The sequence below is a fragment of the Microbacterium pumilum genome (genome assembly GCF_039530225.1).
Taxonomy (GTDB): Bacteria; Actinomycetota; Actinomycetes; order Actinomycetales; family Microbacteriaceae; genus Microbacterium; species Microbacterium pumilum.
Window position 1 is genome coordinate 2,827,715 of record NZ_BAAAOH010000001.1, and the last position, 12,448, is coordinate 2,840,162.

At 68.1% G+C, this 12,448-nt stretch carries 10 protein-coding genes; 5 read left to right on the plus strand and 5 right to left on the minus strand.

The features are described 5' to 3' along the window. Positions 1-75: 75 nt before the first annotated feature. The 3 genes from ABD188_RS12630 to ABD188_RS12640 all read right to left on the minus strand — a co-directional run bounded on the left by ABD188_RS12630 (position 76) and on the right by ABD188_RS12640 (position 3,345). Positions 76-771: a coenzyme F420-0:L-glutamate ligase gene (locus ABD188_RS12630; protein ID WP_344062719.1), complete on the minus strand. Its 696-nt coding sequence runs from the start codon at positions 769-771 to the stop codon at positions 76-78. Next, positions 771-2,210: an RNA polymerase sigma factor gene (locus ABD188_RS12635; protein ID WP_344062722.1), complete on the minus strand. Its 1,440-nt coding sequence runs from the start codon at positions 2,208-2,210 to the stop codon at positions 771-773. The genes ABD188_RS12630 and ABD188_RS12635 overlap by 1 nt, the downstream gene beginning before the upstream one ends. Before the next feature lie 217 nt (positions 2,211-2,427). Then, complete coding sequence (locus ABD188_RS12640; RefSeq protein WP_344062724.1) at positions 2,428-3,345, minus strand: proteasome assembly chaperone family protein; 918 nt, start codon at positions 3,343-3,345, stop codon at positions 2,428-2,430. Positions 3,346-3,450: 105 nt separating this feature from the next. Between ABD188_RS12640 and ABD188_RS12645 the strand changes: the two genes are divergently transcribed. From ABD188_RS12645 to sucB, 3 genes are all read left to right on the plus strand, one after another. Further along, a complete protein-coding gene (locus tag ABD188_RS12645; protein ID WP_344062727.1) occupies positions 3,451-4,929 on the plus strand; it encodes a leucyl aminopeptidase in 1,479 nt (492 codons plus the stop codon). After that, a complete protein-coding gene (gene lpdA / locus ABD188_RS12650; protein ID WP_344062730.1) occupies positions 4,926-6,299 on the plus strand; it encodes a dihydrolipoyl dehydrogenase in 1,374 nt (457 codons plus the stop codon). The genes ABD188_RS12645 and lpdA overlap by 4 nt, the downstream gene beginning before the upstream one ends. A 63-nt stretch (positions 6,300-6,362) precedes the next feature. Further along, on the plus strand, positions 6,363-8,156 hold the full coding sequence (gene sucB / locus ABD188_RS12655) for a 2-oxoglutarate dehydrogenase, E2 component, dihydrolipoamide succinyltransferase (protein WP_344062733.1): 1,794 nt from the start codon (positions 6,363-6,365) through the stop codon (positions 8,154-8,156). An 11-nt stretch (positions 8,157-8,167) separates the two neighbouring features. Here sucB and ABD188_RS12660 read toward each other — a convergent pair whose 3' ends face one another. Then, positions 8,168-9,460, minus strand: coding sequence for a hypothetical protein (locus ABD188_RS12660; RefSeq protein ID WP_344062736.1), 1,293 nt, complete (start codon positions 9,458-9,460; stop codon positions 8,168-8,170). A 125-nt stretch (positions 9,461-9,585) separates the two neighbouring features. On the opposite strand from ABD188_RS12660, the gene ABD188_RS12665 reads away from it, so the two are divergent. Further along, complete coding sequence (locus tag ABD188_RS12665) at positions 9,586-10,296, plus strand: DUF4191 family protein (RefSeq protein ID WP_344062739.1); 711 nt, start codon at positions 9,586-9,588, stop codon at positions 10,294-10,296. A 125-nt stretch (positions 10,297-10,421) separates the two neighbouring features. On the opposite strand, the gene ABD188_RS12670 is transcribed toward ABD188_RS12665, so the two are convergent. After that, positions 10,422-10,823, minus strand: a complete 402-nt coding sequence (locus tag ABD188_RS12670; RefSeq protein ID WP_344062742.1) for an RDD family protein — start codon at positions 10,821-10,823, stop codon at positions 10,422-10,424. 134 nt (positions 10,824-10,957) lie between these two features. Here ABD188_RS12670 and glnA point away from each other — a divergent pair, with 134 nt between their 5' ends. After that, a complete protein-coding gene (glnA, locus tag ABD188_RS12675) occupies positions 10,958-12,382 on the plus strand; it encodes a type I glutamate--ammonia ligase (protein WP_344062746.1) in 1,425 nt (474 codons plus the stop codon). The last annotated feature ends 66 nt before the right edge of the window (positions 12,383-12,448 follow it).

Sequence of the window (12,448 nt, forward strand, 5' to 3'; positions counted from 1 at the left end):
AGCCTGCCGAACCGGTCCCTGAGCCTGTCGAAGGGTCACTCGTCCGGTCGAACCGATCCCTGAGCCTGTCGAGGGCTAGGCGGGCCGGACGACGCCCAGTGGCGTGGACTGGTGGCCCTGGCCGAGCGGGTTGTCCTTCAGGATCGCGACGAGACGCTTCTCGCCGGCCCGATCGAGGGTCGACCCCAGGATGTTGCCGCCGAGATCGTTGATGTCGACGACCGCAACCTCCGCAGTGCCGCCGAGCAGCGACTTCAGGTGCGCCGACACCTCGCGCGGACGCTCCGGGCCGAGAACGACCGCCTTGTTGTAGGGCGGGATGGTGCCACTGGTCGGGCCGTCGATGGCGCGCGCCTTGTCGCCCGCGATGCGATAGAAGTCGCCCTTGCGGCCGAACAGCTTGGTCACGGCCGAGACCGCTGCCGCGAACAGGATGCGGATCGTGCCGCACTCGCGCAGCGCCATCTCCATCGTCTCGGGCATGCCGAGGCCGATCCCGTACGGCGTGCGCACCACGAACTTCGAGAGGAACAGCGCGAGTCGACGCGGCTTGATGTCCTCGACGAGATAGGACCGCCCCTGCGTGATCGCCACGATCTTCTCGGTGACGAACAGGATGTCGCCGGGCTGCACGACATCGGTCGCGTACTGGCTGACGAACGCGTCTAGGTCGTCACCCGGCATCACGACATGCGTGCGGATCGGGATCCGCGACACCTTCTCGCCGTTTAGTTCTACAGTCAGCGCCTTGCCGGCGTTGGCTTCGGACATCACTCGAGGTAGTCCCGCAGCGACTGCGAACGGGAGGGATGCCGCAGCTTCGCCATCGTCTTGGACTCGATCTGACGGATCCGCTCGCGCGTGACGCCGAACGTGTCGCCGATCTGGTCCAGGGTCTTGGGCTGGCCGTCGCCGAGGCCGAAGCGCATCCGGATCACGCCGGCCTCACGCTCCGACAGGGAGTCGAGCAGCGACTCGAGCTGGCGCTGCAGCATCGTGAAGCCCACCGCGTCTGCCGAAACAACAGCCTCGGTGTCTTCGATCAGGTCGCCGAACTCGCTGTCGCCGTCCTCGCCGAGCGGGGTGTGCAGTGAGATCGGCTCGCGGCCGTACTTCTGCACCTCGACGACCTTTTCGGGCGTCATGTCGAGTTCGCGGCTCAGCTCTTCGGGCGTGGGTTCGCGGCCCAGGTCCTGCAGCATCTGCCGCTGAACGCGGGCGAGCTTGTTGATGACCTCGACCATGTGGACAGGGATGCGGATGGTGCGCGCCTGGTCGGCCATGGCGCGGGTGATCGCCTGGCGGATCCACCACGTCGCGTAAGTCGAGAACTTGAAGCCCTTGGTGTAGTCGAACTTCTCGACAGCACGGATGAGGCCCAGGTTGCCCTCCTGGATGAGGTCGAGGAACTGCATCCCACGGCCGGTGTAACGCTTCGCGAGCGAGACCACCAGACGAAGGTTGGCGCCGAGCAGGTGCGACTTGGCGCGCTGGCCGTCACGGGCGACCCACTGCAGGTCGAGGCCCGTCTGGTTCGACTTCTCGGCCGGCGTCATGTGCGACAGCTTCTCTTCGGCGAACAGGCCCGCCTCGATGCGCATCGCGAGCTCGACCTCTTCGGCCGCGTTCAGCAACGGGACCTTGCCGATCTGCTTCAGGTAGTCCTTGACCGGGTCGGCGGTCGCTCCGGTGATCTGCGTCGAGTAGACCGGGATGTCGTCCTCGTCGTTCGACGAGATGATGATGGCTCCGGTCGGGAGCGGCTCCGCGAATGCCGGCTTCGTCTCGTCTTCGTCCTCGTCGTCCTCGGCGTCGCCGTCGGCGGCCTCGTGATCGGCTTCGGGCTCGGCGGCCGCATTCTTCGCCTTACTGGCGGTGGGTGCGGCGGGCTCATCGCCGTCGGCATCCGCGTCGATGTCTACGACGACTTCTGCCAGCTCGGACTCGTCGAGGTCGGCATCGACATCCAGTTCGACGTCATCGTCGAGCTCTTCGACATCGCCCTTGCCTGCGGCCTTGGCCGGCGCCTTGGCGCCCTTGGTGGCGGCCTTGCCGGCCGGCGCCTTAGCGGTCGCGGACTTCTTTGCGGCCGTCGTCTTCGGCGCGGCCTTGCCGGCCGGCGCCTTCTGAACGGAATCGTCTGGGACCGTATCGCTCGCGGCGTCCTTCTGGCCGCGCGCGCGGGTCGTGGTGGTCGTGTCTGAGGTCACGGTTCGCCTTTCACCGACGGACGGAGTGTCGCTCGTCCCCCGGTAGATTTCGGACACTAGTAAGACCCTTGTCAAGTCCCCGCCCTGCTGAGGAAGCCTCGCGGGACCGGTTGACAACGGGTCAGATCATCTATTGTCTCACACTTGCCATGGACTGCAGACGTCCATGCCGACACGATGAGTGAAACGCGCGCCGCGCGTCGGGCATTCCGCGCGGTCAGCGCTTGTCGTCGTCGCCGGTGGGTCGGGTCGCGAGGAAGCGCTCGAGCTCGGCGGCGAGTTCGTCGGCGCTGGGGAGGTCACCGGTGTGGATCATCGGCGTCGCGAGCGTCGATCCGGCCATGTAGGCGTCATACCGCTCTTCGAGACCCTGCACCATTCGAGACAGCTCGTCGCTCCCCGCGACCTGCTCGTCCACCTTCGCGAGGTATTCCCGGTTCTCTTCGCGGAGGTCGTCGCCCGTGAATACGAGCCCTGTCGCGACGGTGAGGCTGTCGAGACCCGCCAGAGCCGCAGCTGGATACTCGGTGTCGCCCAGGTAGTGAGGAACCAGCAAGACGAATCCCGACACGCTCGCTCCGGACTCGGCGAGTCTGTACTCCAGCAGATGACCGGCCGTCGATGGCACCTGCGTGTGCGGCTGCCACACCGAGTGCGCCTCGGTGAGTTCGCTGCGCGTGCCGCTCACGGTCGTGCCGATCGGGCGGGTGTGCGGAACGGGCATCGGGATGGCGTGAACCCACGTGACCGTCGAGATCGCGAAGATCTCCACGAACTCCAGTACGGCGGCGGTGAAGGCGTCCCACGCGAAGTCCGGCTCGTATCCGGAGAGGAGGAGGAACGGCTGCCCCAGGGCGTCGTGCGCGAGGGCGAGCTCGAGCCGCGGCGGGCGATAGTCGGTGAGGTGGTCCTGCTCGAACGAGATGACCGGCCTGCGAGCGCGGTAGTCGAGCAGCACATCGTTGGCGAAGACCGCGAGCGGAGTGGGATCGAGTTCGTCCTGGAAATAGTCCACGAGCTGACTCACTGCGCTTCCCGCATCCGTGAACCCCGTCAGCGCGATGACGAGCGGCAACGCGCGCGGCACCGGCGGGGCGGACGCCGAACGCACGTAGAGCGGACCGGTGAGGGGCATGGATCCATGCTACGAGTCGCATGTGCGCGCGCGGGTCAGGCTGGTCCCGCTCACAGCGAACAGCAGGCGCCGAGCGACGCACCCGGGGATACCTAGGATGGGTCCATGTCGTTTCCCGAGCTCGTGTACCGCAGCGATTCGATCCGAGACTCTGATGCAGACGCCATCCTGCTGGCGCTTCCGCCTCTCGATGAAGGCGACTTCCCCGTGCTGGACGACTGGCCGGGCGTCAGAGAAGCCGCGCTCGCCGTCGGATTCACCGGTGCACCGTCGGCGATCCTGCGCATCCACGCCCCCGAGAGCACGGCAAAGCCCCTCGCCGTCGTCGGCACCGGGACAGATCCGGATGCCGCCGCATTGCGTGACGCCGTCGGCGCCGCCATCCGCACCATCACCGGGTTCGCGACGATCGCCGTCGCGGCGCCGGTGGCGGACGAGTCCCTCTGGCCGGCGATCGCCGAGGGTGCGGGTCTGGGTGGATACCGGTTCGAGGGCTACAAGTCCGAGGCGCCGAAGCCCCGCGCATCCCGAGTCGTGGTGCACGGATCTGCGGATGCCGACCCGGAGCGCCTCGAGCGTGTGACGGCCGTCGCCTCGGCGGTCGCCCTGGTGAAGGATCTCGTCTCCACGCCCGCCGAGTGGCTCGGGCCCTCGGACTTCGCAGATCAGGCCGCCGCCTCGGTAGCCGAACTGCCGGTGACCGTCGAGGTGCTCGACGAGGACGCGCTCCGAGCAGGGGGCTACGGAGGCATCATCGGCGTGGGCCTGGGCTCTGACCGGCCGCCGCGGCTCGTCCGGCTGGAGTACTCCCCCGAAGGCGCCGCGAGGCATGTCGCGCTGGTCGGCAAGGGCATCACGTTCGACACCGGCGGACTCTCGCTCAAGCCGGCGGCATCGATGGTCGGCATGAAATACGACATGTGCGGTGCGGCCACGGCATTGGCTGTGCTGCGCGCCGTCGCGACGGTGGGGGCACCCGTCAAGGTGACCGCCTGGCTGTGCATCGCCGACAACATGCCGTCGGGTCGGGCTACCCGGCCGGGAGACGTGCTGCGAATTCTCGACGGCACCACAGTGGAGGTGCTCAACACCGACGCCGAGGGCCGGCTCGTGCTCGCAGACGGACTGGTCGCGGCCAGTCGCGAGCATCCCGACCTCATCATCGACGTGGCGACGTTGACCGGAGCGATCACGATCGCGCTCGGAACCCGGCACGCCGGCGTGATGGGCGAGGGCGCCGCGGTCGCGGAATATCTCGCCGCCGCATCCGAGACCGGCGAACTGGCCTGGCACCTCCCGCTTCCGGCGCACATGATCGATGACCTCGACTCGCCCATCGCCGATCTGCAGAACGCCAAGATCGGCGACCCGGCCGGCGGCTCGCTGTTCGCGGGCCTGTTCCTGCGCCATTTCGTAGGGCGCACCAGCGATGACCCGGACGCAGCGCGCATCCCGTGGGTGCACCTCGACATCGCCGGCGTCGGCATGAACAAGGGTGGACCGTTCGGGTTCACCGACAAAGGTCCGACGGCCGCGACGGTGCGGACGCTCATCACCCTGATCGCAGGAGAGGCGACACGATGACCGAGCACGACTTCGACCTCGTCGTTCTGGGCGGAGGCAGCGGCGGCTACGCGGCAGCCCTGCGGGCGGCGGAACTCGGCCGCTCGGTCGCTCTGGTCGAGAAGGACAAGGTCGGCGGCACATGCCTGCATAAAGGCTGCATCCCGACCAAAGCGCTTCTCCACGCCGCCGAGGTCGCCGAGGTGACGCGGGATGCATCGACCATCGGCATCCGTGCGTCGTTCGAAGGCATCGACATGGCGGGTGTTCGGGCCTATCGGGAGGGAATCGTCGCCAAGAAGTACAGGGGGCTCGAGGTTCTCGTCAAAGCGCGAAAGATCACGGTCGTCACCGGTGAGGGACGGCTCGAGGCAGGCCCCGCGGTCCGCGTGGGCGACGACCTCTATCGCGGGAAGGATGTCATCCTGGCCACCGGCTCGTACAGCCGGACTCTTCCAGGGCTCGAGATCGGCGGCCGCATCATCGCCAGCGAGCAGGCGCTGGAGCTGGATACGATCCCCGATCGAGTCGTGATCCTCGGCGGAGGCGTGATCGGAGTCGAGTTCGCGAGCGTCTGGAAGTCGTTCGGAACGGACGTGACCATTGTCGAGGCGCTGGACCACCTGGTGCCCAACGAAGACGTCACCCTGAGCAAGGCGCTCGAGCGGGCGTTCCGCAAGCGCGGCATCGCGTACTCGCTGGGTGTTCGGTTCCAGGGCGCGACACAGACGTCGGATGCCGTCACGGTGACTCTCGAGGACGGGAAGACCTTCGAGGCCGACCACCTCCTCGTGGCCGTCGGGCGCGGGCCCGCGGCGGCGGGACTCGGCTACGAAGAGGTCGGCGTGACCCTCGACCGTGGGTTCGTCGTGACCGACGATCGCCTGCGGACGGGCGTCGAGCATGTCTGGGCGGTGGGCGACATCGTGCTGGGCCCGCAGCTCGCCCACCGAGGCTTCCAGCAGGGCATCTTCGTCGCGGAGGAGATCGCGGGCCTCAAGCCGGTCGTGGTGCCGGACACCCACATCCCGAAGGTCACATACTGCAGCCCCGAAGTCGCCTCGGTGGGCCTCACCGAAGCGCAGGCGGTCGGCATCCACGGCGCCGACGGCATCAGCTCGTACGAGTACAACCTCGCCGGCAACGGCAAGAGCGAGATCCTCGGCACGGCCGGCATCGTGAAGGTCGTGCGTGCCAAGGACGGTCCCGTTCTGGGGGTGCACATGGTGGGAGACCGCGTGGGCGAGTTGATCTCCGAAGGCCAGCTCGTCGTCGGGTGGGAAGCGCACCCGGAAGACGTCGCGCCGTACATCCACTCCCACCCCACCCAGAGTGAAGCGCTCGGCGAGGCATTCCTCGCACTCGCCGGCAAACCACTGCACGCGCTCTGACGCTTCGCCCGAACCGCATCACTAAGCTAGAACGACATCGGCAATCCTGAAGGAGACAAGCCCATGAGCACTTCCGTGGTCCTCCCCGCGCTCGGCGAGAGCGTCACCGAGGGAACGGTCACCCGCTGGCTGAAGAAGGTCGGCGACACCGTCGAGGCCGACGAGGGGCTGCTCGAGATCTCCACAGACAAGGTCGACACCGAGATCCCGTCGCCCGTCGGCGGCGTGATCGAAGAGATCCTCGTCCAGGAGGACGAGACCGTCGAAGTCGGCGCCATCCTCGCGAAGATCGGCGATGGCAGTGGGTCCGGTGCAGCGCCTGCGGCGGATGACGCGGCCGCACAGGCCGCTCCGGCCGAGGAGCCGGCCGCCGAACAGGCCGCGCCCGCAGAACCTGCACCCGCAGACCCTGCGCCCGCTGCAGCGGAGGCGCCCGCCCCCGCCGAGGCGCCTGCACCGCAGTCCGCGCCCGCATCGGGCGGCAAGGACGTCGTGCTCCCCGAGCTGGGCGAGAGCGTCACCGAGGGGACGGTCACCCGCTGGCTGAAGTCCATCGGAGACAGCGTCGAGGTCGACGAGCCGCTGCTGGAGATCTCGACCGACAAGGTCGACACCGAGATCCCTTCGCCGTTCGCCGGCGTGCTCGTCGAGATCCTCGCCAAGGAGGACGAGACGGTGGAAGTCGGTTCCACCCTCGCGCGCATCGGTGAGCCGGGTGCCGCGGCCGTGACCGCCCCCGAAGCACCGTCGACCGAGAAGCCGGTCGAGGCCGACGCCCCGACCGCGGCTGAGCCCGACACAGCACCCGAGCCCGCCCCCGCGCAGGAGACTCCGCCGGCGCCGGCACCAGCCCCCGCTGCCCAGGCGCCTGCGCCCGCGGCACCCGCCCCCGCGGCACCAGCGCCCGCCGCTGCGGCTCCCGCACCGGCGGACGACTCGGATGTCGTCGCGTATGTCACTCCGTTGGTACGTCGTCTCGCACAGCAGCAGGGCATCGACCTGTCGACGGTGTCGGGAACCGGCGTGGGAGGTCGCATCCGCAAGGAAGACGTCCTGAACGCCGCGGCTGCCGCATCCGCCCCCACCGCCGAGCAGCCCGCCGCCGCGGCTGCATCGGCCCCGGCACCCGTGGAGATCTCGCCGCTGCGTGGCACCACGCAGCCGATGTCCCGCCTCCGCAAGGTGCTCGCCGAACGCGCGGTCGCCTCGATGCAGGCCACGGCACAGCTGACCACCGTCGTCGAGGTCGACGTCACCAAGCTCGCGAACTACCGCGACAAGGTGAAGAACGACTTCGTGGCCAAGACCGGCGACAAGCTCTCGTTCCTGCCGTTCTTCGCCCTGGCCGCTGCCGAGGCTCTGCAGTCGAACCCGGTGATCAACGCCACGGTCGACGGCACCGACATCGTGTACCCGGCGAGCGAGAACCTCTCGATCGCGGTGGACACCGAGCGGGGGCTTCTCACGCCCGTGCTTCGTGACGCTGCGACCAAGAACCTGGCCCAGATCGCCCACGAGATCGCCGACCTCGCGGCGCGCACGCGCGACAACAAGCTCAAGCCCGATGAGCTGGCCGGCGGAACGTTCACCCTGACCAACACCGGCTCGCGCGGCGCGCTCTTCGACACCCCCGTGGTCTTCCTGCCGCAGTCGGCGATCCTCGGCACCGGTGTGGTCGTGAAGCGCCCGGGCATCGTGTCGGTCGACGGCAAGGACGCGATCTCGGTGCGGTCCTACGTTTACCTGGCGCTGTCATACGACCACCGCGTCATCGACGGTGCGGATGCCGCGCGGTTCCTCGGCGCGGTGAAGGCCCGTCTCGAGGCTGCGGCTTTCGAAAGCCAGCTCGGAATCTGATCGCACGGCCGCTACGGCTGCTTCGCAAGGTGAACGTCGCGAAGCAGCCAGCGGTCGTCGTCGAGCATCACGACGACGAGCTGAGACGCCGCCGCGCCGTCCGCGCCGTCCACCCGCAGCACGGCCATTCCGCCGAAGTCGTCGAGCAGGGTCGTCGTGCGCTGCGACGGATCGAGGTCGATGGCGCCCGCGTCGAATGCCGCCGCGGGATCGAGCACCACCCCGGCGAGACAGCCGACCTCGCCCGCGCAGGTCGTGCGAGCAGCGAGGAGCGCATTCGCCACCGCGACGAGGTCGGCCGGTGCGGCTCCTCCGCCGGCGTCGACCGAGGTCCCCGCGGTGGGGGACGGCGTCTTGGCGGTAGGCGTCCTCACCGGTGCGGTCGGGTCTGATCCCTGCGTCTCGGCCGTCGCCGGGCCCCCGGCCCCCGTCGGCCATAACAGCCCGGCCGCCAGCACCGCCGCCGCGGCAGCCGCCGCCAGCATCCACGGCTTCCGCGAGGTCGCCCGCGGTCGTCTGAGCCTGCGCCACACACCGGTGGTCGCGCGAGACACCACGTCGGCGAGATCTGCGTCGACGTGGCGGGCGATCGTGTCGACCCACGTGAATGGACGAGGGTCGTCATCGATCGCCGTGGCCGGCTCGCGATCGACCGCGAAGAAGTCGCGAGCGGCCCGAGGGCCGAGCAGCGAGGTCGCGAGCGGCTCAGGATCTGCGACGGCGAAGAGCTGCTCCTCGGCAGTGCGCAGATCGTGTGCCGACAGGCGTTCGCTTTCCACTGCCCGCGCCCCGGCAGCGAGGGCGGCGTCGCAGCGCGGGTCTCCCTCGAGCGTCCGCAGCAGCTGCGCCGTGTGCGCCACGGCTTCGGCATCGGAAACGTCGGTGACGAGGACCGGACGCCCCGCATCCGTGAGCCACCACTGCCCCTTCATGCGGGGTGCCGCCTGGATCTCGGTCACGCCGCGGATGAGGCTCACACTCAGCGTGACGATCTCGCCGAGCGACAGCGGCACCCGGCTCGACGATCGCCGCACGAGGAAGTCCGCCACCCGTTCCACGCACAGCGGCAATGCCAGGCTGTGACCGTCCGCGCGGCGGGCGACATCCAGCGCGGTGAGGACATGACCTTCCGGGTCGGCTGCCCACCCCGCCCAGTCGGCTGCGAACTGGTCGGCGTCGACGAGCACCCTCGACTCGCCCCCCGCCATTCGGACGAGCATTCCCGACCAGGGAACGTCTTCCACGCCCACTCGGCGCACCGGGCGGTACGGCGCCAGGAGGCGTTCGTCGGGTTCGGGGGTCACACCCCCAAGTGTCCGGACGGACGACGGCGGCGAGCCTGTCTGCGCCATGCGGTGCACAATCGACGGCCGTCGACCCGGGTGTGGAGGAACAGTGGGTCCGGCTCCGGAAAGGTACGCTGGGGGGTATGTCCGCGCGCAGTACCGCACCAGAGAAGCGGCCCGGCTTCTTCTCTCAGCTCAGAAGTCTCTACACCTTCACCCACAAGGCCTTCCGGTGGCTCCCCTTCATGCTGATCGGGATCATCCTGGTCGGAATCGCCGTCGGTGTCGGCATCGGCCTGCTCATCCCGCCGGTCGCGATCTGGAGTGTCATCCTCTGGGGCGTGACCGGTCTGATGGCCGGCATCCTGGCAGGGCTCATGGTGATGACGCGCCTCTCGACGCGCGCGATGTACAAGCAGATCGACGGGATGCCGGGAGCCGCCGGCCACATCCTCTCCACCTCGCTCGGCCGCAGCTGGCAGTCGAGTGATATGCCGGTGGGAGTCAACCCGAAGACGCAGGAGGCGGTCTACCGCGCGGTCGGCCGTGGCGGCGTGGTCGTCGTCGGCGAGGGCTCGCGCGGCCGTCTCACCCGTCTCGTGAACGACGAGCGCTCGAAGGTCCAGCGCGTCGCATCGGGCGTGCCGGTCACCGTCATCTACGTCGGGCACGGCGAAGGCGACGTGCCGATCTCGAAGCTCGCGCCGACCATCAAGTCGCTGCCGAAGAAGATCGACCGGTCGACGATGGCCGCGGTCATCAAGCGCATCGACTCGGTGTCTCAGTCGCTCGCATCGATGCCGATCCCCAAGGGCATCGACCCCACGAAGGTCCGCGCGCCGCGACCCCGCTGACGCGAGTTCATCCCCGGGCGAGCCCACGGATCTCGCCCGAGACCGGGGCTTCGCGCCCGGACCGGGCTGCGGACCGCCACGTGTCGGCGTCAGGCCGGGTCTCGACGCTCGAGCAGCGCTCGGCGTCAGGCGCGGAGCAGCACCGTTCCGGCCGCCTTGTCGTGAACGCCGCGGTTGTCGGCATCCCAGATCACTGCGGGAATCACGAGGATGAGCAGCAGGCTGCGCACGATGGGTCGCCACAAACCCGGCCAGCCGCCGGTCACGCGCTGAACGCGCATGCCGAGCAGCCGGTGGCCAGGGCTGCCGCCGATGGTGGGGATGAAGAGGCACTGCACCACGACGAAGATGAGGGATGTCGCCAGCGGATCGTACGAGAAGAACGCGATCGAGATGAGCACCGCGCAACCCCAGTCGATGATGATCGCCCATACGCGCCGTCCGAGTGTGGCCAGGCTGCCCGGCCCCGCTGGAGGCAGCCCCAGTCGCTCTCCAGGATAGGAACCGGGTGCGAGTGCGTCGGGCATATCTCCAGCGTATCCAGCCGCATGTAACAAACCGGAAATAAAGGTGTCACTGCCGGGCAATCCCCTCCCGGTACGTTGCCAATCAAGCCCGCGCTGCGGGCGGCGAACCCGAATGCCCTACCTCTGGAGCCTCCATGTTCAGTGATTCATCCGAGGTACTGAAGTTCATCAAGGACGAGGACGTCAAGTTCCTCGACATCCGGTTCACGGACCTTCCTGGTGTGCAGCAGCACTTCAACATCCCCGCATCGACTGTCGACGAGGAATTCTTCACCGTCGGTCAGCTGTTCGATGGCTCCTCGATCCGGGGTTTCGCGAACATCCACGAGTCCGACATGCAGCTCATCCCCGACGTGACGACGGCCTACATCGACCAGTTCCGCGAGGCGAAGACGCTCATCATGATCTTCGACATCTACAACCCGCGCAACGGCGAGATCTACCACAAGGACCCGCGTCAGGTCGCCAAGAAGGCCGAGAAGTACCTCGCCTCGACCGGCATCGCCGACACCGCGTTCTTCGCCCCCGAGGCCGAGTTCTACATCTTCGACGACGTCCGCTTCGAAGTGAAGCAGAACTCGAGCTTCTACCACGTGGACTCCGAAGAGGGTGCGTGGAACAGCGGCCGCGTCGAAGAGGGCGGCAACCTCGCCAACAAGACCCCCTACAAGGGCGGCTACTTCCCGGTGAGCCCGGTAGACAAGACGGCCGACCTGCGCGACGACATCACCCTGAAGCTCATCGACGCCGGGTTCACCCTGGAGCGCTCGCACCACGAGGTCGGCACGGGCGGTCAGCAGGAGATCAACTACCGCTTCGACACGATGGTGCACGCGGCTGACGACATCCTGAAGTTCAAGTACATCGTCAAGAACACGTCCGAGCAGTGGGGCAAGGTCGCGACCTTCATGCCCAAGCCGCTCTTCGGTGACAACGGCTCCGGCATGCACGTGCACCAGTCGCTGTGGCTCGAGGGCAAGCCGCTCTTCTACGACGAGAAGGGCTACGGGGGCCTCTCCGACCTCGCTCGCTGGTACATCGGCGGCCTCCTGGCGCACGCCCCGTCGGTGCTCGCCTTCACCAACCCGACCATCAACTCGTACAAGCGTCTGGTCAAGGGCTACGAGGCGCCGGTCAACCTGGTCTACTCGGCCGGCAACCGCTCGGCCGCCATCCGCATCCCGATCACGGGCACGAACCCCAAGGCCAAGCGCCTCGAATTCCGGGCTCCGGATGCCTCGGGCAACCCGTACCTCGCGTTCGCTGCGCAGCTCATGGCCGGCCTCGACGGCATCAAGAACCGCATCGAGCCCCACGAGCCGGTCGACAAGGATCTTTACGAGCTGCCCCCCGAGGAGGCGAAGAACATCCCGCAGGTGCCGAACTCGCTGCTCGACTCGCTCGACGCCCTCGCGGCCGACCACGAGTTCCTGCTCGCCGGAAATGTGTTCACCCCCGAGCTCATCGAGACGTGGATCGAGTACAAGATCGAGAACGAGATCAAGCCGATCGCTGCGCGGCCGCACCCGTTCGAGTACGAGCTGTACTTCGGCGTCTGACCTGATTCGCTCCAGCGCGAGAAGGCCCCGGGTCGTCCCGGGGCCTTCTCGTCCTTCTGGGCGAAT